The 21247-nt window shown below is 65.7% G+C and carries 17 protein-coding genes; 13 read left to right on the plus strand and 4 right to left on the minus strand.

The features are described 5' to 3' along the window. Positions 1-8: 8 nt before the first annotated feature. Entirely contained in the window at positions 9-1424 is a 1416-nt protein-coding gene (locus EHH60_RS05085) for a PepSY domain-containing protein (RefSeq protein ID WP_124158393.1), read from the plus strand. Here the strand turns inward: EHH60_RS05085 and EHH60_RS05090 are convergent. The 3 genes from EHH60_RS05090 to EHH60_RS05100 all read right to left on the minus strand — a co-directional run bounded on the left by EHH60_RS05090 (position 1421) and on the right by EHH60_RS05100 (position 3935). Further along, positions 1421-2170 (minus strand): siderophore-interacting protein, encoded by a 750-nt coding sequence (locus EHH60_RS05090; protein ID WP_245454395.1) that lies wholly within the window; start codon positions 2168-2170, stop codon positions 1421-1423. The genes EHH60_RS05085 and EHH60_RS05090 overlap by 4 nt on opposite strands. Positions 2171-2209: 39 nt before the next feature. Next, positions 2210-2902 carry an O-methyltransferase gene (locus EHH60_RS05095; protein WP_124158394.1) on the minus strand — a complete coding sequence of 231 codons (693 nt, stop codon included), beginning with the start codon at positions 2900-2902 and terminating at the stop codon, positions 2210-2212. 106 nt (positions 2903-3008) lie between these two features. Next, positions 3009-3935 carry an AraC family transcriptional regulator gene (locus tag EHH60_RS05100; RefSeq protein WP_245454396.1) on the minus strand — a complete coding sequence of 309 codons (927 nt, stop codon included), beginning with the start codon at positions 3933-3935 and terminating at the stop codon, positions 3009-3011. 160 nt (positions 3936-4095) lie between these two features. Between EHH60_RS05100 and EHH60_RS05105 the strand changes: the two genes are divergently transcribed. The 8 genes from EHH60_RS05105 to EHH60_RS05140 all read left to right on the plus strand — a co-directional run bounded on the left by EHH60_RS05105 (position 4096) and on the right by EHH60_RS05140 (position 15848). Continuing rightward, positions 4096-5529 (plus strand): NAD-dependent succinate-semialdehyde dehydrogenase, encoded by a 1434-nt coding sequence (locus EHH60_RS05105; protein ID WP_124158395.1) that lies wholly within the window; start codon positions 4096-4098, stop codon positions 5527-5529. Positions 5530-5607: 78 nt separating this feature from the next. Then, positions 5608-7125 (plus strand): MocR-like pyridoxine biosynthesis transcription factor PdxR, encoded by a 1518-nt coding sequence (pdxR, locus tag EHH60_RS05110; RefSeq protein WP_245454397.1) that lies wholly within the window; start codon positions 5608-5610, stop codon positions 7123-7125. A gap of 446 nt (positions 7126-7571) precedes the next feature. Further along, the gene (locus tag EHH60_RS05115; protein ID WP_124158396.1) at positions 7572-9581 is read left to right on the plus strand and encodes a hydantoinase/oxoprolinase family protein; all 2010 of its coding nucleotides are present in this window, start codon (positions 7572-7574) and stop codon (positions 9579-9581) included. Further along, on the plus strand, positions 9578-11158 hold the full coding sequence (locus tag EHH60_RS05120; RefSeq protein ID WP_199751310.1) for a hydantoinase B/oxoprolinase family protein: 1581 nt from the start codon (positions 9578-9580) through the stop codon (positions 11156-11158). The genes EHH60_RS05115 and EHH60_RS05120 overlap by 4 nt, the downstream gene beginning before the upstream one ends. 11 nt (positions 11159-11169) lie before the next feature. Beyond that, on the plus strand, positions 11170-12465 hold the full coding sequence (locus EHH60_RS05125) for a class-III pyridoxal-phosphate-dependent aminotransferase (protein WP_199751311.1): 1296 nt from the start codon (positions 11170-11172) through the stop codon (positions 12463-12465). Beyond that, positions 12462-14138 carry a long-chain-fatty-acid--CoA ligase gene (locus tag EHH60_RS05130; RefSeq protein ID WP_124158399.1) on the plus strand — a complete coding sequence of 559 codons (1677 nt, stop codon included), beginning with the start codon at positions 12462-12464 and terminating at the stop codon, positions 14136-14138. Before EHH60_RS05125 ends, EHH60_RS05130 begins: the two co-directional genes overlap by 4 nt. A gap of 112 nt (positions 14139-14250) precedes the next feature. Further along, entirely contained in the window at positions 14251-15183 is a 933-nt protein-coding gene (locus EHH60_RS05135) for an N-carbamoyl-D-amino-acid hydrolase (RefSeq protein WP_124158400.1), read from the plus strand. A 5-nt stretch (positions 15184-15188) separates the two neighbouring features. After that, complete coding sequence (locus EHH60_RS05140; protein ID WP_199751312.1) at positions 15189-15848, plus strand: flavin reductase family protein; 660 nt, start codon at positions 15189-15191, stop codon at positions 15846-15848. Here the strand turns inward: EHH60_RS05140 and EHH60_RS05145 are convergent. Beyond that, complete coding sequence (locus EHH60_RS05145; RefSeq protein ID WP_124158402.1) at positions 15845-16507, minus strand: aspartate/glutamate racemase family protein; 663 nt, start codon at positions 16505-16507, stop codon at positions 15845-15847. The two genes, EHH60_RS05140 and EHH60_RS05145, sit on opposite strands and share 4 nt — an antisense overlap. Positions 16508-16563: 56 nt before the next feature. Between EHH60_RS05145 and hydA the strand changes: the two genes are divergently transcribed. From hydA to EHH60_RS05165, 4 genes are read left to right on the plus strand one after another with little or no spacing between them, the layout of a single operon-like run. Then, positions 16564-18033 (plus strand): dihydropyrimidinase, encoded by a 1470-nt coding sequence (gene hydA, locus EHH60_RS05150; RefSeq protein ID WP_124158403.1) that lies wholly within the window; start codon positions 16564-16566, stop codon positions 18031-18033. A 16-nt stretch (positions 18034-18049) separates the two neighbouring features. Next, positions 18050-19024 (plus strand): NAD-dependent epimerase/dehydratase family protein, encoded by a 975-nt coding sequence (locus EHH60_RS05155; protein ID WP_124158404.1) that lies wholly within the window; start codon positions 18050-18052, stop codon positions 19022-19024. Between the two features lies 1 nt (position 19025). Further along, positions 19026-19775, plus strand: a complete 750-nt coding sequence (locus EHH60_RS05160) for an SDR family oxidoreductase (RefSeq protein WP_124158405.1) — start codon at positions 19026-19028, stop codon at positions 19773-19775. Next, the gene (locus EHH60_RS05165; protein WP_124158406.1) at positions 19772-21208 is read left to right on the plus strand and encodes an NAD(P)-binding domain-containing protein; all 1437 of its coding nucleotides are present in this window, start codon (positions 19772-19774) and stop codon (positions 21206-21208) included. The genes EHH60_RS05160 and EHH60_RS05165 overlap by 4 nt, the downstream gene beginning before the upstream one ends. The last annotated feature ends 39 nt before the right edge of the window (positions 21209-21247 follow it).

Consider the following 21247-nt stretch of genomic DNA (forward strand, 5'->3'; position numbering starts at 1 on the left):
CTGACCGCATGATGGGCGCGATCGCCCTGCTGCATCGCTGGCTCGGGACCGCGTTCTGCCTCCTGTTCGCGATGTGGTTCGCGACGGGGATCGTGATGCACTTCGTTCCGTTTCCGTCGCTGACGGAAGCGGAGCGATTTGCGGGACTCGCGCCGGTGGATCGCGGCGAGACGACGATTTCGGTTGCCGATGCCATTGCGGCGAGCGGGATCGCCGATGCAATGCGTGTTCGATTGATCCAGCGGCGTGATGGACCGGTCTATGTCGTATCGGGATTATCCCGTTTGCGCGCGGTCCACGCCTCCGACGGACGAGACGCGTCGGTGACATCTGCCGATGCTGCGCTCACCATCGCGCAAGATCATGCCCGTCGGCGCGGGCTCGATGCCGCACGGGCCGCAATCGTCGCTCGTTCGGACCACGATCAATGGAGCGTGCCGAACGGCTTCGATCGCCATCGGCCCTTGTTTCGCGCTGCTCTCGGTGATGCCGCCGGAACCGAGGTCTATGTCTCGTCGCCGGCCGGCGAGGTCGTGCTCGATACGACGCGCAGCGAGCGCGGGTGGAATTGGGCCGGCAGCGTGCTGCACTGGATCTATCCGACGGTTCTGCGCAGCAACTGGGCGCTGTGGGATCAGGTGGTCTGGATCCTGTCGCTGCTGGCCCTCATCGCAGCGTTGCTTGGTGCGGTGCTCGGGATCGTGCGGGTGAGGATACGAGGACCCCGGATCTCCTCGCCTTACCGCGGCTGGCACGCCCTGCATCACCTCATTGGCCTCGCGGCGACGCTCTTCGTGCTGAGCTGGATCTTCAGCGGCTGGCTCTCGATGGATCATGGGCGGCTGTTCTCGCGCGGGCAATTGACACCGACAGAGGCCCACGTGATGAACGCCGCGCCGGATTGGAGGGACGCGCCGTCATTCGATCGGCAGCCAATATCCCCCTCGGCTCGTGAGGTCGAATGGTTCGGCTTCAACGGCGGCGTTTATCGGCGCGATCGGGTTGCCCTTGGTCGTCAGAGGTTGATCGGCAGAGGCGTGCCGCCGGACGAACAAACAGGGTTCTTCAGCGCGCGCGAAGTGTCGGAGTCGATGACGCATCTCGCTCCTCGCTGCGACGCACCGTCCATCGTTGCTGATGACGACCTCTATTTCGTGCGATCGGTCCTCCGGGGTGCTCCGGTCTATCGCGTCCGGTGTAACGAGCTCTGGTTCGACATGGACGGCGCGGACGGCAGCGTGCTGCAACGGCTGGATCCGTCACGGCGGGCCTATCGCTGGGCCTACGGCGCGCTGCACACGTTCGACATCCCGGTCCTCATGGCGCACCCGCATTTGCGCGATGTCCTGATCGTCGGGCTCTGCGCGCTCGGATTGGTGTTCTCCATGACCGGCATCGTCATTGGCTGGCGGCGCTTGCGCTAGTTCAATCCGGTCTTGCCCAGCGCCCAATAGGCCTTGGTACTCATCCGCGACGTCACGACGCCGGCGGCTTTCAGGGTCCGGCTGATGCGCTGGATCGACGAAGCCTTGCCGGTCAGGACGAAATGCGCGCTCGCGGAAAAGCGCAACAGCTCGGCCTCGACGGCCGCGAGATGGGCGTCATCGCCGCTGCGCACGATCAGTGTGGCGCTGCCGAGGCCGATGGCGGCCAGGACGGAATTTGCCTCCGCAGCATCGGAGGCCTCGAACACGTAAGTTGCACCATCCATTTGCCCACTGTCGCGGAACGCTGAGGCAACGCCGAATGAGGTTTCGTCGCCGAACAACACCATCGGCGCTTTTCGGGTGGAAAGATCGAGCGAGCGGCGTGGGCCGAAGAACCAGCAGATGTCACCTTGGCGCAAGCCGCTTGCCCATCGGCTGCCGGGGCCATTACCGTGTGCAAAAGCGAGCAGTCGCGTCCGGCCTTTCTCCGCATCCCACGACACCGGTGTGTAGGTCCGCGCGCTCAGGCCGGATCCCATCGCGACCTGGATCTTCTGGCCGATGGACCATGCGACGCCCTTGAGGGCATCGCCTTCGAGCTCGATCGACCGAAAGCGAGGCGAGAGCGTCTCGACGCCGGTGACGCGCGCAGGGCGCATCAGCCATTTCAGCAACATGCGCGCGACTGGCCCTTGCGGCGGCTTCGATGGCTCGGACATCTGCGGTCGGTCGGGCTCGTTCAAAGCCGTGCTCCTGTCATTGGAAGTTCATGGACGCGCGGATTACCTTGTCCTGATGCTGAGCTCGTTGCCACGGCCGGAATCGAACGGCAGTGACAGCGAGAGGTAGCCGTTCTGGGGATCGCGGACGTAGTCGACATAGCCTGATGCTTCCTCGAACGCGTTCTCGCCGACGATGATCGCGCCGGGCCGCAGGTGCGGCTCGAGCAGCTTGAGCACGGATAGATAGAGCGTGAAAGCGCCGTCGAGCATCACCATGTCGATGTCGCTCCCGAGGCCGGAGCTGAGCGTCTCGCGGGCATCGCCGAGCCGAAACTCGACGAGACCGGCGAGCCCCGCGGCCGCGAGATTCGCGCGCGCCCGCTCGATTTTGCCGGGTTCGATATCCGTCCCGATCAAGCGCCCGCCGCCCATGTCGCGCAGTGCGGCCGCCATGTAGATCGCGGAAATCCCCATTGAAGAGCCGAACTCGACGATATGCTTCGCCTTGCAGGCGCGGGTGCACATGTAGAGGAAGCGTCCAAACTGCGGAGAAACGCTCAGAAAGTTGCCCGCGAAGCCGCGGTAGATTCCTTCGAGATCGCGGCTCTCGGCGGTGATGAGCCGGGTGATCATCTCCTCGCGGCTGCTCGCCTCATTCGTGACGGCTTGCACGAGCGGCGCGTCGGCGGCTTCCGCTTCCCGGTGGAGGCGTTCGAGAACGTCCGCGACGAAGCCGCTGCTGAGTGAATCCATGTTTCGAGCTCCTTGAGTATGCGCCCGCCGGGCGCTCGGGAGTCTGCATACGTTATCGTCTCGCGGGTCGCATTCCGCGAACGGGACAATCGATTGCGATTTCAGGTCAGTGCGTATGGCGTTCCGCCAGATATCGCGCCGGCGGCTTGCCGAGCGCCTTGCGGAACATGGTGACGAAGGCGCTCGCGCCTTCATAGCCGAGATCGAGCGCCACAGCCTGCACCGATGCCCCCTGGTCGAGGCGCTGAAGCGCGATGAGGATGTGGAGCTGCTGGCGCCATCGGCCGAAGCTCATGCCGGTCTCGCGTTGCAGGATCCGGGTCAGGGTTCTGGGAGCGACAGCCATGCGCCGGCCCCAGTCCTCGATCGTCGCACGGTCGGAAGGGGTGGCCATCAGCGCGCTCGCGATCCTGCGCAGCCGGGAATCGGCCGGCATGGGAAAACGCAGCTCTTCGACCGGCGCCAGCGAGAGCTGATCCAGCAGCACGGCCGCGATCCGCCCGTCTGGTCCGTCCACATCGTAATGGGCCGGCATGTGCGTCGCATGGATCAGCAGACGTTCCAGCAGAGGGGAGATCGTCAGGGTGCAGCATTGCCGCGGCAGCGCCGGTATCGCATCCGGCTCCACGAACAGGCAATAGACCTCGACATCTCCGGCGACGCTCACGCCATGCGCAACATGTCCGGGAATCCAGACCGCGCAGCGCGGCGGCACGATCCACATGTTTCGCCCGGCTTCCAGCCTGACGATGCCGCGCCGGGCCAGGACGAGTTCGTCCTTGGTATGCGCGTGCATGGCCACCTCCGTTCCCTTCGTGACCATCTCGCCGCCGAAGGCTGCGATGGCGCGCGGCACGTCCTCCGGGTTGAAATCCATGGATTCATCGGGGCGAAGGTCGCCGTCGTCGAGCCGGAAGAAGGGCATGGTGAGCGGATGACCGAGTTGGATGCGATTGACTTGCTCCCGGCAATATCTGGCCCGCGGGCGAGACTTGCAATGCGAGCCGCCGTAATCTCGATCGGTTCTAACCATGGATTCGCCTCCACCAGATGGTGCCCGGGAAGGTCAGTGATGCACCGCTGCGGCATCACGCATCTCTTTTCGTCGGATGTCTTTCGGTGTAGCTCTGCGCCGGCTCGAGATGGCGGCGCCAACCCGTCGAAGACTGAAAATCATGCAGGAGACAGCACGGATGTACCCGAAAGTTCAGATGTTCATCGCCGGCGAGTGGACCGATGGTTCGTCCGGCAAATCGGAGGACATCCTCAATCCCGCCACCGGCCAGCCGATCGGCAAGACCCCGCATGCCTCGCGTGGGGATCTCGACAGGGCGCTGGAGGCGGCAAGGGCCGGCTTCGAGATCTGGCGCAAGACCTCCCCGTTCGACCGTTACAAGCTGATGCGCAAGGCCGCCGACATCATTCGCTCGCGCGCCGCCGAGATCGCGCCCGTGATGACGATGGAGCAGGGCAAGCCGGTGGTGGAAGCGCAGGGCGAGACCATGCTGGCCGGCGACCTCATCGACTGGTTCGCGGAAGAGGCGCGCCGCGCCTATGGCCGCATTGTGCCGCCGCGGATGGGCAACGTCACCCAGCTCGTGACCAAGGAGCCGGTCGGCCCGGTCGCGGCTTTCACGCCCTGGAACTTTCCGATCAACCAGGCCGTGCGCAAGATCTCGGCCGCGCTCGCCGCCGGCTGCTCGATCATCGTCAAGGGCCCGGAAGAGACGCCTGCGAGCTGCATGGAGCTGGTGCGAGCCTATGTGGATGCAGGCATTCCGGCCGGCGTCGTGCAGCTGGTGTTCGGCGTGCCTGCGGAAGTGTCGGAGTATCTCGTTCCGCATCCGATCATCCGCAAAATCAGCTTCACCGGCTCGACCGCCGTCGGCAAGCATCTGGCTGCGCTCGCCGGCTTGCACATGAAGCGCGTCACCATGGAGCTCGGCGGTCATGCGCCGGCGATCGTGTTCGCGGACGCGGACCTCGACAACGCCGCAAAAATCCTGTCGGCCAACAAGTTCCGTAACGCCGGCCAGGTCTGCGTCTCGCCGACGCGCTTCCTGGTGCATGAGAGCGTCTACGAGCCTTTCGTCGACAAGTTCGTGGCGGCGGCCAAGAGCCTCAAGGTCGGCAATGGTCTCGACAAGGACACGCGCATGGGACCGCTGGCCAACCCGCGACGCGTCGACGCCATGGAGAGCCTCGTCTCCGACGCGGTCCAGCGCGGCGCCAATGTCAAGGCCGGCGGCAAGCGCATCGGCAATGAAGGCTTCTTCTTCGAGCCGACGGTGCTCACCGACGTGCCGCGCGATGCGCGTATCATGAACGAGGAGCCGTTCGGCCCGGTGGCGCCGATTACCTCCTTCCGCAGCTATGACGAGGTGGTGGCCGAGGCCAACCGTCTGCCTTACGGCCTGGCGGCCTATGCCTACACCACCTCGACCAAGACGATGCAGGCCATCGGTGCCGACATCGAGAGCGGCATGGTCTCGATCAACCATCACGGCCTCGCGTTGCCTGAAGTGCCGTTCGGCGGCATCAAGGATTCCGGCTACGGCTCCGAGGGCGGCCTCGAGGCGATCGAGGGGTATCTCAACACGAAGTTCGTGACCCAGGCGAGCGCGTAAGGAAGAGTCGCGCAGTCATTCCGGGGCGCGCTCCCGGAATGACTGCGGACACTACCTGCGTTGCCTGTCGGGCGAGACATGAACAACAGCCGTCATCCGAGCAAGCGTGTATCTCTTGCCGGGATACATATCGACCGGACCTCCGCGGTGCCGCTGCACTTGCAGATCGCGAAGCATATCCGGGAGGGTATTCTGTGCGGCGCCTTTCCCTCAGGAACGCAATTTCTCGGTTCGCGCGAGATCGCGCGTGAATTGGGCTGCTCACGCACGGTGGTGCTCACCGCGTGGGATCTGCTCTATGCCGAGGGCTATCTGGCATCGACGCCGCGCGGCAGCGTCATGGTGGCTGCCGTTACGGCCCCGCATGCCGAGCCCGCGTCGCCTGCTGGCAAGCCTGCGCACATGTCGGAGCGTTGGCGCGCGCTGCTCGGCCTCGAATACGAGACCAACTGGCCGTCCGTGTTCGCTCCGGGCGCGCCCGACATCTCGACCTTTCCGTTCAAGGATTGGTCGCGCCTGCTGCGCCAGGCCTGGCAGAATCCGAGAGAGCAGGAGTGCCTCGATCTTCCTCCCGAAGGCCATCCGCGATTGCGGAGCGAGATCGCGAACTTCCTCGGCTCCGTGCGCGGTCTCGTTTGTTCGCCGGACGAGGTCGTCGTCACCTCTGGCACGTCGGGTGCATTGGATTTCTGCAGCCGGATGATCGTCGATCCCGGCGACGAGGTCTGGGTCGAGGAGCCCGGCTTCGTCGAGGCGCGATGGGCGCTCACGGCGGCCGGAGCAAACATCGTTCCGATTCCGGTCGACGACAAGGGGCTGGTCGTCTCGGACGGAATTCGGCGCGCACCACGCGCGCGGCTGATCGTGGTCACGCCATCGCATCAATACCCCCTCGGGATCAGCATGGGCCTGGAGCGGCGGCTCGAGCTTCTCGACTGGGCTAACAAGAACGACGTCTGGGTGATCGAGGATGACTACAATTCGGAGTTCAGGCATCAGGACAGCATGATCGCCTCGCTGCGCTCGCTCGATCGCGAGGGCCGGGTGATCTATTTCGGCACCTTCTCGAAGATCATGATGCCGAATCTGCGGCTCGGATATCTCGTCGCGAACAGGCGCTTCATCGAAGGCTTCGCCAAGGGCCGCGCGCGCATCGACGTGCACACCTCCGGGATCGGACAGCTCGCCCTGGCGGAATTCATGCGGGAGGGGCATCTGCTGCGCCACCTGCGCGCCATGCGGCGGGTCTATGCTGCCAGGCGCAAGGCGTTGATCGAGGCGATCGGAGCGCTGATGCCGGATGATCTCACGGTGTCCTCCGCCGTCACCGGCCTGCACCTGGTGGCGCTGTTCACCGATGCAATGCAGGCGCGGATGAACGATCGGGAAGCGGTCGCGGTCCTGAAGCAGGCCGGCATCCATGTGCAACCGCTGTCGCAGAATTTCTTGGAACGGCCGACGCGGCAAGGCCTGGTGTTCGGCTACGGACGCTTGCGCGTCGAGGATGCCGCTCCGCTGCTGGCGAGAATCGCAGCTTGCATCGGAGGTGGCTCTCGCAACGCAACGTCCGATCCGCCCAATACGCTCTGTTACTGATCGTACAATAAAGAGAGGCTGAGCCGACCGGTTTGCATAGCTCCTAGGCATCCGGATATCCCGACCTTCCGATTGATCGCCTGTAAATTAGACAATTGATCTCGGTCGCTCGGACTGCGGTGCAATAGACATCGCGATTTGCTCAGAGAAATCCGTGGTGCGCTGCGCGTTATTGGCGCGGAACAACGCGCGTTCGCGTGCTGTCTGTGCAGGCACTGCTGCACCAAAACGTGCATCCCCTGCTGCGGCGCGCTGCGCCGGCCGCCCGCTGGCCCAGTGAATTGCGACAACTCTGGCCCTGTCGGAGGGCCACAGCTCTGTCGCACGCTCGCGGACGGTGGCATGACAGGGGATGCAAGATGAGCGCTCTCGGTTCGGCATTCGAGTTTGCGATGGACGGGAAGGGCCCGGCGTCCGGTTCGGACGCCACGCGTAGCTGACGCCACATGAGCTCTTTCGAAAGTCACTGGGAAGTCGGCACGGATATCGGCGGCACCTTCACCGATATCATCGCCATCAGGCGCGATTCCGCCGAGGCCCGGATCGCGAAAGTGCCGTCGCGCCCCGACGCGCCGGTTCAGGCCATGCTGGAGGCGATCGAGGCGGTGGGCCTGCGCAAGAGCGAAGTCAAGCGCTTCGTTCATGGCACCACGCGCGTCACCAACGCGATCGTCGAGAACCGGCTGCCGAAGGTCGCGCTGGTCGCGACCGAAGGCTTTGCAGACGTGCTCGAGATCGCGCGCTATCGCCGCCGCGACCTCTATCGGCTCGACATTCCGCCGAAATCGCCGCCGCTGGTGCCGCCCGAACGCTGCTTCGGGCTTGCCGAGCGCCTCGATCACGAGGGCCGGGTGTTGAAGGCGCTGGAACAAGCGGAGATCGAGCGTCTGCTGGCCTGGCTGAAGGACACCGGCGTGCAGAGTGTCGCGGTGGCCTTGCTTCACGCCTATGCCAATCCTGTCCACGAGAAGATGCTTGGCGAGCGCCTCAAGGAAGTCGTCGCCCATGTCTCACTGTCGCACGAGGTCAACCCTGAGGCACGCGAGTATGAGCGGACTTCGGCGACCGTGTTCAACGCGGCCGCGATGCCGATCGCGGTGGAATATCTCAGCGAGCTGGAGCAGCGGCTGCCGATCGGGCCGGGCTTGCAGGTGTTTCATTCCGCCGGCGCCATGATCCCCATCTCGGCGGTGAAACGTCGGCCGCTGGTGATGGCGATGTCGGGACCGGCGGCCGGTGTCTCTGCCTCGGTCAGCATCGCGCGCCAGCTCGGCACCTCGCGGATGCTGACATTCGACATGGGCGGCACCACGACCGACGTCTGCCTGATCGTCGACGGCCAGGCCGAGATGACCGACGGCCGCATGCTCGGCGACAAGCCGCTGCGCCAGCCGATGCTTGCGGTGCATTCCATCGGTGCGGGCGGCGGATCGATCGTGCGCAACGGTCCCGGCGGTCTGACGGTCGGGCCCGAGAGCGCCGGCTCCGAGCCGGGCCCGGCCTGTTATGGCCGCGGCGGCCAGCAGCCGACGATCACCGACGCCAACGCCGTGCTCGGCTATCTCAATCCCGCGACCAAGCTTGGTGACCGCATCGGCATCGATGTCGAGGCAGCCAGGCGCGTCATTGCACCGATCGCTGGCGCGCTCGGACTGGGCCTGACGGAGACGGCGCTCGGCATCATCAAGGTCGCGAACGCGACCATGGCCCGCGCGCTTCGCCGCGTCACGGTAGAGCGTGGCATCGATGGGCGCGATTGCACGCTGCTCGCCTTCGGCGGCGGCGGTCCGATGCATGCCGCGGGCCTCGCCGATCTCTACGGGATTGCAGAGGTCGTCGTGCCCAGTGCATCCAGCGCCTTTTCGGCGCTCGGCTGTCTCACCGCCGATTTCAGCTTCCTGCAGCAGCAGACTCTGCGCGCCGCGCTCGAGGGCATCGACCTCGCACGCGTATCGGAGCGGATCGAGGCCTTGATTGCCGACGCATCCGCGCCGCTGCTCGCCAATGGCGTCGCCAAGGCGGAGATTCAGGTCGAGCTGGTTGCCTTGATGCGCTATGCGGCGCAGAACGATGCCATTCCGGTGCCTTTCGCCTTGCCGCTGGATGTCGCCAGGCTCAAGCAGGATTTCCTGACGCGGCATCACGAGTTGTTCGGCTATGCGACCAGTGAGCCCTGCGTCATCGAATCCGTGCGGGTGCAGGCGCGCCGCCCGTCGACGACGGTCGTCAGCCGGCCCGCGACGGCAGTGAGGGCAGTGTCGACGGGCACGCGCAGCTGCTCGTTCGACGGCTTCCATGACATTCCGACCGCAATCATCGACCGCGCCTCGCTCACTGAGACCGTCAGCGGTCCGGCTATCATCGAAGACGCATGGTCCACCGTGGTCGTGCCGCCGGGCTGGCAGGCAAAACCCGATGTATCCGGCAATCTGTTCCTGACGCGGAGGAGAGCATGAAGCTCGATCCATTCGTCGTCGAGGTCATCAGGCACGGGCTTTCCGCCGCGGCCGAGGAGATGAGCCTGGTGATGACGCGCTCGGCGCGCTCGCCGCTGCTGCGCGAGGCGGGCGATCTGTCGTCGGCGATCACCGACGGCTACGGCGGCCTCGTCGGGCAGGGGCGCGACATCCCCATCCACCTTGGCGCGATGGCCTATACGATCCCAGAGTTGCTGAAGGTGGTGCCGCGCGACAGCCTGAACGACGGCGACGTGCTGATCTACAATGTCGGCGCGCTCGGCGGCAATCATCTCAACGACGTCAAGGTCGTGCGGCCCGTCTTCGTCGAGGGCGAGATCGTGGCGTTTGCAATCAGCCTTGCGCACTGGCCCGACATCGGCGGTACCTGGCCCGGCAGCTATTTTGCCAAGGCGATCGACACCTTCCAGGAGGCGATGCGGATTCCGCCGGTGCTGATCGCGACCGCCGCCGGCGTCAATGCGCCGATCGTGCAGCTGCTCAAGGCCAATGTTCGCGATCCCGAATCCTGCGAGGGCGATCTCCTGGCGCAGATCGCGGCCACCAAGGCCGGCGAGAAGCGCATCATCGAGCTCTGCCGTGAGCACGGCAAGGCGGTGTTCATGGCGACGCAGTCGCGCCTGCACGATCTCTCCGAGATCGAGATGCGCGAGGCGATCCGCGCGCTGCCGGACGGCGTCTATGAGGGTGAGGATGACCTCGACGACGGCAGCGACAACAACGCGCCGGCGCGCATCCATGTCAAGATCACCATTCGCGGCGACGAGGCGACCTTCGACCTCTCGGGCAGCTGCGACCGTGTCTCCAATTTCTGCAACACGACGCCGTTCATGGCGCGCTCGGCCGTCGCCTATGCCGCGCGCATCATGAGCGGACGCGACATGCAGCAGAACGCAGGGGCACTCAGGCCTTTGACCATCATCACGCGTCCCGGCTCCATCCTGGAGCCGGGCTGGTCGGCGTCCGTCGCCGCCGGCAACCATGAGACGTCGATGCGCATCGTCGATGCGATCTTTCGCGCCATGCAGGACACCATCCCCAAGCGTCTGTCGGCCGGCGGGGCGACCACCGCGGGCGTGCTGTTCTTCGCCGAACCGCGGCCGAACGGATCGTGGAAGATGCTCTACGAGGTTCATGGCGGCGGCGAAGGCGCGCGGCACGATCGAGCCGGCATGTCGGCAACCCGGGTGCATCTGTCGAACACCTCGAATACGCCGGTCGAGGTGATCGAAGCGAATTACGCCATCCGGCTCGAGCAGCAGGCCATCCGCCGGCAATCCGGCGGCGCGGGAGCGCATCGCGGCGGTGACGGCTCGGTCCGCACCTACCGCATTCTCGCACCTTCGATGCACCTGACCACTTGCATCGAACGGATGGTGATTGCGCCCTGGGGCATGCAGGGCGGTGAATCCGGCAAGGCGTGCCGCATCTCGCTGGTCAGGCATGGCGCGAACGTCGCGATCGATGGCAAGTCCAACCTGGTGCTGCAGCAAGGCGATCTCGTCACGATCGAGATGTGCGGTGGCGGCGGCTATGGCGCCGCGGCCGCAGAGTGAGGGGACCAGCGATGAGCAGATTGTTGCGAACCGGGCTGAATGCGGGCGACAGCGCGCCGATGGCCGTGGTCGGCGGCGAGGGCGTCTACTTCCACCTGTCCGATGGCCGCAAGCTCATCGACGGCAGCAACACCGGCGGCGGTCTCGGCCATCGCCATCCCGCAATGGTGGAGGCGATCCGCCGCGCGGCGGATACGCCCGTCGTCAACGAGGGCTGGACCTGGGTCGGCCGCGAGCAGGCCGCGGACGATCTGATGACGACTGCTTTCAAGGGCGAGGAGGACTGGGTCGGCGCGGTGCGCTTCTGCATCAGCGGCAGCGAGGCCAACGACATGGCGCTGTCGCTCTGCCAGGCGCTGACGCAGCGCTCGGCGCTGGCGACGCGCGAGCGCGCCTATCATGGCATCACCGGCCTGTCGCGCAGCATGACGGTGCAGCCGCAATGGCATGGTGGGCTTGCGGTGCATGCCGGTGGTTCGAAGCTGCCGGCGCCGATGGCGCCGGTGCGGATCCTGCCGGCGCCGGATGGCGCGATCTACGGCGCACCGGCCAACAATAATCCGCCGAGCGAATATCTCGCGGATGCCACCCGGCTGCTCTCGGACACGGCGGCAACCATCATCGACTACACCCAGGGCGGCATCTACTACGATGGCGCCTATCAGGACGAGGTCGCGCGCTGCGCGCGGCAGGCTGGATCTTACTGGATCGCCGACGAGGTCGTCACCGGCGCCGGGCGCGCGGGCCGCTGGTTCGCGTTCCAGGGGGCGCAAAGCCGCCCGGACATCGTCACGCTCGGCAAGTCGCTCGGTGGTGGCGCCGCCGCGGTGGCAGCGGTCGTGGTGTCCAAGGACATCGTCGAGCGGCTCAAGGGTACGAGCTGGCAAAACTATGGCACGCTGCGCGGCCATCCCATCAGCATGGCGGCCGTCAGCGCCTATCTGAAGGTTGTCACCGGCGACAAGATTCTGGAGCGTGTGCGGCAGCTCGAGAAGCTGTTCACCCGTCGCCTGCTCGCGATCGCGCAGAAGCATCCGAGCGTGCAGCGCGTCGCGGGGCAGGGGCTGCACTGGACGGTGGAGCTGCACGGCTCGGACTGGCGCACCTGGCATGCCGACACCACGGAGGTGCCGATCGCCTCGCGCGTAGCGGAGCGTGCGCTGGAGGCCGGCGCGGTGATCGGAACCAGCGGCGAGCAGACCTCCCTGTTCCTGGCGCCGCCGCTCGTCATTTCCGAGCGCGAGGCTGACCAGCTTCTGGACGCGCTCGATCACGGTCTCGATGTCGCCGATGAGGAGCAGGGGTGAGCGCGGATCACGCAGCGCTCCGCCGGTCGCCGGCCTGGCCGGCGGATGAGCCCTGGCATCTCGCGATGCCAGAGGGAACGCTTTACGATGCGCTGGTGCGGGCCGCACAGGAGCGCCCCTCGCATCCGGCGACGGTGTTCTACGGCGCGAGCCTGAGCTACGCCGAGCTGCGCGACCGTGTCGATGCCGTGGCCGGCTTCCTGCAGGGCGCCTGCGGCGTCAAGCCCGGCGACCGCGTCATGATCGCGCTCCAGAACTCGCCGCAATATGTCATCGCCTATTACGCGGTGATGCGGGCGGACGCTGTGATCGTCCCCGTCAATCCCATGAACAAGACCGCCGAGATCGCGTATCTCGCCGTGGACAGCGGGGCCAAGGTCGCGATCATCGGGAGCGAACTGAGCGAGGTGTTTGCACCGCTGCTGGGCGAGGCCATCAGGCATGCGATCGTCGCGCAGTACCGCGACGAGGTTCCAGCCGCGACGCCCTATACGCTGCCATCATGCGTCACGGAAGCGCCGGCCGAGGTGCCGTCGTCACCGGGCTGGCATTCCTGGTCGTCCGCGATCGCGAATGGCGTGAAACCGGGCAAGATGATCGCGAGCCCGGACGATCTCATGATCCTGCCCTACACGTCGGGCACCACAGGCAAGCCCAAGGCGTGCATGCATACCCATCGCGGTGCGCTGTTCACCGCCGTGTTGCAGGCGCGCTGGTATGGGCTCGGCGGTGACGATGTGGTTACCGGATTCATGCCGTTGTTCCATGTTGCAGGCATGCAGGGCTCGATGAATGCGGCCATGGTCACCGGCGCCACGCTGCTCCTGATGGCGCGCTGGGACAAGGATCTGTTGCCGGACCTGTTCGAAACTTATGGCGTGACGTTCTGGAACGCGGCGCCGACCATGATCGTCGACGTGCTCGCAAGCGCCCGCGACAAATGCTTTGCGAAGCTCAAGGTTCTGACCGGTGGCGGCGCGGCGATGCCGACCGCCGTCGCCGAGCGGCTGAAAGGCCGCTTCGGGCTCGACTTCGTCGAGGGCTACGGCATGACCGAGACGATGTCGCCGACGCATCTGAACCCGATGGCGGCGCCGAAGCGGCAGTGCCTCGGCATCGCCGTCCACGAGACGGATGCAAGGGTCGTCGATCCCGAGAGCCTGATCGAGCTCGGCGACAATGTGGTCGGCGAAATCGTCGTGCACGGACCGCAAGTGTTGCAGGGTTACTGGAACAGGCCGCAGGCGGATGCCGAAGCATTCGTGGAACTCGACGGCAAGCGGTTCCTGCGCACGGGCGATCTCGGTTTTCGCGACGCCGACGGCTACTTCTTCGCTGTGGATCGCTTGAAGCGGATGATCAATGTCAGCGGCTTCAAGGTTTGGCCGGCCGAGGTCGAGGCCGCGATGTACCAGAACCGCGCCATCCGGGAGTGCTGCATCATTTCAGCGCCGGACGATTACCGCGGCGAGACCGTCAAGGCGCTTGTCGTGCTGGACGAGGCGGCACGGGCAACGACATCGCCCGATGACATCGTTGGCTGGGCGCGTGGCGTGATGGCGAGCTACAAGGCGCCGCGCGCGGTCGTCTTCGTCGACCAGCTGCCGCGCACCGCAAGCAACAAGATCAACTGGCGGCTGTTGCAGGATGCCGAATGGGGGCGAACGGCATGAAATCTGCTTGGCTGGAAAACGGACGCACGGCGGCGTTATGCTGCCGCTACACCCTTGAAGCTGCGATCCCCAGGCTCGCCAGGAAATTCGTGAAGAGATCAGGAAGTCGCTGATGCGCATCGTCAATGTCGCCGCCGCCCAGATGGGCCCGATCCAGAAAGCCGACAGCCGCCAGGCCGTGGTCAAGCGCATGATCGCGCTGATGGACGAGGCCAAGAGCAACGGCGCCGACCTGATCGTCTATCCCGAATTGGCGCTGACGACGTTCTTCCCGCGCTGGTATGCCGAGGACCGGGCCGAGTTCGACGTCTGGTTCGAGCGGGAGATGCCGAACGCGGCGACGAAGCCGCTGTTCGAGCGCGCGGCGCAGCACGGAATGGCGATGAATTTCGGTTATGCCGAGCTGACGCCCGACGGTCATCACTTCAACACAGCAATTCTCACCGACAGGTCCGGCAAGATCGTCGGCAAATATCGCAAGGTCCATCTTCCGGGCCATGTGGACTACGACACCAAGCGCTCGCACCAGCATCTGGAGAAGCGCTATTTCGAGCCGGGCGATCTCGGCTTCAAGGTCTGGCGCGAGCTCGGCGGCATCATCGGCATGGCGATCTGCAACGACCGCCGCTGGCCCGAGACCTATCGCGTCATGGGCTTGCAAGGCGTCGAAATGGTGCTGATCGGCTACAACACGCCGTCGGTGAACGCGGAGAAGAGCGAGGAGGGCGTCGAGAAGCGCCTGTTCCACAACCGTCTCTCGGTGCAGGCCGGCGCCTACCAGAACGCGACCTGGGTCGTGGCGGTGGCCAAGGCCGGCGTCGAGGACGGCCACCCGCTGTTCGGCGGCAGCCTGATCGTCGATCCCAATGGCGAGATCGTTGCAGAAGCCAGGACGGACGACGACGAGGTCCTGGTCCATGCCTGTGACCTTGATGCCACGACCTTCGGCAAGACCACGATCTTCGATTTCGCCCGGCATCGCCGCATCGAGCATTACGGCCTGATCACCAGCCAGACCGGCGCGGTGCCGCCGCCGGAGTCGTGACGCCGATGGCTGACAAGGGCATTTCCCTGCGCGAGCTGGATCCGCGTGACCGCTACAAGCTGCTCTGCGGCGTTGTGGTGCCGCGGCCGATCGCGCTGGTGACGACGCTGGACGAGAACGGAGCCGTCAATGCCGCGCCGTTCAGTTTCTTCAACGTCTTCTCGGAAAGCCCCGCTCTGGTCGTGCTCGGGCTCCAGCACAAGCCGGATCACAGCCCGAAGGACACGACCCGCAACATCCATCGCGACGGCGAGTTCGTCGTGCACATGGTGGATGAAGCGCTGTCCGTGGCGATGAACGACTGCGCGGTCGATTTCCCCTCCGGCGACAGCGAGGTCGCAGCGACCGGGCTTGCCACGCTTCCATCGATCGATGTGAGGGTGCCGCGCCTCGCCGCAGCGCCGTTCGCGCTGGAATGCCGGCGCCATGTGGTGCTGACCTTCTCACCTGATCGCGAGCTACTGGTTGGCGAGGTGCTCAGGGTGCATGCCCGCGAGGGTCTCGTCGACGAGACCAACATGTATGTCGATCTCGACGCCTACCGGCCGATCGGCCGCATGTTCGGCAATCTCTACACCACGCAGCGGGACACGTTTGAGCTTGTCCGCGAGAGCCATGCGCAATGGCTCGCGCGGCAGGACGCCAGAGAGCTGAAGGACGCCTAGTGAGCCGAGAACTGCACCGTACCCAGCGCCATGGTGACGGCCGCCTGTGTCGGGTCGATCACGGGAATGCGCAGCGCGTCTTCCAGAGCACGGCGGTGGCGCGCCATGCCGGCGCAGCCCATCACGATGGCGCGGGCACCGTCCTCGTCGCGCAGCGCGCGGCCGACCTCGATCATCTTGGCAAGCGTGCCTTCGCCCGAAGCGGTTTCGGCCACGCTCATGTTCAGCGGCCGCTCGCCGGAAAAGCGGTCGGTCAGACCCATCTGCCTGAGGTAGCGCATGTGCCGCGGGATCGAGCGCTGGGCGATCGCGATGACGCCAAAGGTCTCCGCGCGGGAAAGCGCCGTCAGCACGCCGCACTCGGCGATGCCGAACACTGGGCGGTCGGTGCCTTCACGGCAGACCTGAAGCCCGGGATCGCTGTAGCAGGCGATGACGAAGGCCGCCGAGCTGTTGTCGCTTTCGACCAGCTTTCGCAATGGGATCGCAACGCCATCGGCGTCCGCCTGGCTTTCGATGCCGAACGGACCCTCGGCCAGCGTCTGGCAGACCACTTCCGGCCCGCCCTCGAAGTCGAGCGGCTTCAGCGTGTCCTCCAGCCCTTGCGTGACCTTGTGGTTGGAGTTGGGATTGATGACGAGAATGCGCGGCCGGGACATGATGGTCTTCCTGCGAAATTGCGATGTCGTGCCTCAAGCCTATCACGGAGCGCCTCATGACTGAACCCGTTTACGACCTAATCATCCGCGGTGGCCGCGTCGCCACCACCACCGACGTGTTCGAGGCCGACGTCGCGATTTCCGGCGAGACGATCGCGGCCATCGGGAAGGGCCTTCCGGCTGCCAGGCGCGAGATCGACGCGCGCGGCAAGCTGGTGCTGCCCGGCGGCGTCGACAGCCACGCGCATATCGAGCAATTGTCCGCCGCGGGCATCATGAATGCCGACACGTTCGAGAGCGCGACCGTCTCTGCCGCTTTTGGCGGCACCACCACGGTGATTCCGTTTGCCGCCCAGCATGTCGGGATGAAGCTGCCGCAGGTGGTGGAGGACTATCACGCGCTCGCAAAGAAAGGTGCCGTGATCGACTATGCCTTTCACATGATCATTGCGGACGCGACCAGGGAGACGGTCGAGGAGCACATTCCGGCGCTGGTGAAGCAGGGCCACGCGTCGATCAAGATCTTCATGACTTACGACCGGCTCAAGGTCGATGACGAGCCGTTGCTGGACATCCTGCTCGCCGCGCGCCAGTCCGGCGCGATGCTGTGCGCCCATGCCGAAAATCATGGCATCATCGCCTGGATGGTGAAGCGCCTGCTTTCACGGGGCTACACCATGCCGAAATACCACGCCGTCAGCCACGCGCGCGTGTCGGAGGCGGAGGCCTTCACGCGGCTGATCGGCATGGCGGCGCTGATCGACCAGCCGATCATGATCTTCCACGTCTCGACCGCCGAAGGCGCCAACGTGATCCGCGATGCACGCGGGCAGGGGCTCAAGGTGTTCGCCGAGACTTGTCCGCAATATCTGTTCCTCACCGCTGCTGACCTCGACAAGCCCGGCTCCGAGGGCGCCAAATGGATGTGCAGCCCGCCGCCGCGCACGCATGCCGACCAGGAGGCGCTGTGGCAGGCGCTCTCGCTCGGCGATCTCCAGACCATCTCCTCGGATCACGCGCCGTATCGCTATGACGAGACCGGCAAGCTGCGCGCCGGCCCAAATCCTAACTTCAAGCAGGTCGCCAACGGCCTGCCCGGACTTGAGCTGCGGCTGCCGCTGCTGTTCGACGCGATGGTGTCGAAGGGACGCCTGGGCCTCGAAAAGTTCGTCGAGCTCACCGCGACCGCGCCGGCAAAGATCTACAATCTGCATCCGCGCAAGGGCTCGATCGCGGTCGGCGCCGACGCCGATATCGCGATCTGGGATCCCAATCGTGAGACCGTGATCGCCGACGAGATGATGCACGACCTCGCCGGCTATACGCCGTTCGCGGGACGCAAGCTGAAGGGCTGGCCGGTGTCGGTGCTCTCGCGCGGTCGGGTGATCATCGAGGGCAACAAGTGCCTCGCGAGCGCCGGCAGTGGAAAGTTCCTCGCGCGCAGCGGCGGCGAGGCGGCCAGGCCGACCGGCCGGCTCGTTGCCGACATGGATCCGGAACGGAATTTCGGGGCAAACCTGCTGTGACGGCGGATCGCGCGCGATGAGGATCGTCATCTTCGGCGGCACCGGCTTTGTCGGCCTCAATCTCGCCGAGGTGCTGCTCGCGCGCGGGCACGAGGTGACGCTGTGTGATCGTGCGGCGTCACCCCCGGCTGCGCAGAGGTCTCTGGCTGACTACGGTGCTCGGCTCAAAACCGTGCAGGGCGATATCAGCGATGTAGACGCCATCGACGCCCTTGTCGCAAAGGGCTGCGACGCGATCGTGCTGGGCGCCGCGATCACCGCGGGCGATGACCTCGAACGGGCATCGCCCGCGCGCGTTCTCGAGATCAACGTCATGGCGCAGATCCCGATCCTGCAAGCCGCGATTCGCCATAATGTTCGCCGCGTCGTCAACCTCTCGTCGGCCTCGGCCTATGGCGCGGCGGGCCAGCGCTATCAAATGCTCGACGAGGAGACGCCCTGCGATCCCGTCTCGTTCTACGCCGTCAGCAAGTTCACCTCGGAGCGCTCCGTCGCGCGCCATGCCGAGCTCTTTGGCGGCGATTTTCTGAATGTGCGGCTGAGCGCCGTGTTTGGCCCATGGGAGCGGGCCGGCGCGGTGCGCGATACGCCCAGCCACCAATTCCAGATCCTGGCGGCGTTCGCCCGCGGCGAGCCGGCGATCATGCCGGGACCGGGCTTCAAAGATTGGACCTACGCGCCGGACGCCGCGGAAGCCGTCGCCGTGCTGATCGAGGCCGAGCGGCCGCGCCATCGGCTCTACAATATCTCCAGCGGCGCGGCCTGGTCGGCGCTGCAATGGGGCGAGGCGTTTGCGGCGCTGCATCCCGGATTGGAGTGTCGGCTGGCGGAGCCGGGCGAGAAGACCTTCATCAAGCTTCATGGGGGCGATCGCGCGCCGCTCTCGGTCGCACGGATGGCCGACGAATTCGGCTGGCGCGCGCGGTTCGGTTGTGCCGAGTCCGCCGCCGCGATGAGTGCCTGGTGGATGCAGCACAAGGAAGGGATCTGACATGCGGCTGAATGGGCGCACCGCCATCATCACAGGCGCGGGCTCGGGCATCGGTCGCGCCAGCGCAAAGCTGTTCGCGGAGCAGGGCGCGCGTCTCGCTCTGGTCGATCGCGATGCCGAGGGGCTCCAGGAAACGCTTCGCCTGGTGGGCGAAGCAACGACGCATGTCGGCGACGTCGGCGATGCCGCATTCGCCGAGGCTGTTGTCGGCGAGGTCATCGCGCGGCACGGTCGGCTCGACATCCTGATGGCGGCAGTAGGCTTCTCCTGCGGCGGCACCGTGCTGACGACGAGCCTCGAAGACTGGGACGCGGTGTTCCGCGCCAATGTTGGGGGCACCTGGCTGTGGGCGCGGGCCGCGGTGCCGCATATGCAGCGGCAAAGGAGCGGCTCTATCATCACACTGGCCTCGCAGCTCGCGATGGCCGGCGGCAAGGGCAACAGCGCCTATATCGCCGCAAAGGGCGCGATCGTCAGCCTGACTCGGACGATGGCCGTTGATTTCGCCACCGACGGCATCCGCGTCAATGCGATTGCGCCGGGTGCGATCGATACGCCGATGCTTCGCCGCAGCTTTGCCCGTCACGCCAATTCGGACGAGGTGCGTGAGGCCTCGCGCAACCGTCACGCCATGAAGCGGTTCGGCAAGGCCGAGGAGATCGCGCAGACCGCGTTGCATCTCGCCAGCGATGCGTCTTCGTTCACGACCGGCACCGTGGTGGTGGTCGACGGAGGTTGGCTCGCGGCATGAGTGAGGCGCTGACAGAGCTCGAGGCCGCTATTCGCGCTGATCTCGCGATGATCGCTCATCCCGGCGCCGCGTGGCTCGAACCGAAGACAGGGCCCGATGGCAAGCCGGCGCTGGACGTGCTCATCGTCGGCGCCGGCCAGTCCGGCATCGCTATCGGCTTCGGCCTGATGCGCTCACGCGTCAGCAACATCCTGCTCGTGGACAAGGCCGAGGAGGGGATGGAAGGGCCTTGGCTCACCTATGCCCGGATGCCGACGCTGCGCAGCCCGAAGGACTACACCGGTCCCGATCTCGACATCCCGAGCCTTACCTACCAGTCCTGGCATGAAGCCCGGTTCGGGAAGGAGAGCTGGCAGACGCTCGATCTGATTCCGCGCGCGCACTGGGCCGAGTACCTGCTCTGGCTACGGCGCACGATCGGCTTGCCCGTGCGCAACGCTTGCGAGCTTCTGGAGATCGCGCCATCGGCAGATGGTCTGCTCGCCGCACGCGTGAAACAGGCCGAGACCATCGAGACTCTCTATGCGCGCAAGATCGTGCTGGCGACGGGGCAGGAGGGCATGGGCGGCTGGATGATTCCGGAAGCGCTTCGCCATCTGCCGGCGAGCTCGGTTGCAACCGTCGCCGACGATATCGATTTCGAAAGTTTGCGCGGCAAGCGCGTGGCCGTGATCGGTGCCGGCGCATCCGCCTTCGACAATGCGGCAACCGCGCTGGAGGCAGGAGCCGCTGAGGTGCACCTGCTGTGCCGCCGCGCGCAGATCCAGGTGATCCAGCCCTACCGCTGGCTGACCTTCCGCGGCTTCCTGCGTCATCTCAGCGATCTCGACGATGCCTGGCGCTGGCGCTTCATGCGCAAGGTCCTCGAGATGCGCGAGGGATTTCCGCAAGCCACCTACGACCGCTGCGCGCGTCACGCCAATTTCACGCTCTACGAGGACGCGCCGGTCGAAGCCGCGCGCAAGACCGATCGCGGGATCGAATTGCAGACGCCGCGCGGCGACATTACCGCCGGTTTTGTCATCTGCGGCACCGGCATCGACATGGACTTTGCCGGCCGCGGCGAGCTCGCCGGATTCGCCGGCAACATCGCGACCTGGGCCGATCGTTACGAGCCCCCCGAGAGCGAACGAAGCGAGCGGCTCGGCCGCTTTCCCTATCTCGCCGATGACTACGCTTTCATCGAGCGCGTGCCGGGCAAGACACCGTGGATCTCCGAAATCCACCTCTTCGCCATCGCCTCGACCATGAGTTTCGGTCCATCGGGATCGTCGATCAATGCGATGACCACGGCCGTGCCGAAGCTGGTCCACGGCCTGACACGCGGCCTGTTCCGCGCCGATGTCGACCGGCACTGGGCCTCGCTCAGCGCCTATGATGTGCCGCAGGCGGTGGTCACCCGGCCCGCGCGAACAATGGAGGCGGAGCGATGATCATCCATGCGCCGCCGCGACGAAGCATCCCCAGAAATG

The sequence above is a fragment of the Bradyrhizobium sp. RP6 genome (genome assembly GCF_003837805.1).
Taxonomy (GTDB): Bacteria; Pseudomonadota; Alphaproteobacteria; order Rhizobiales; family Xanthobacteraceae; genus Bradyrhizobium.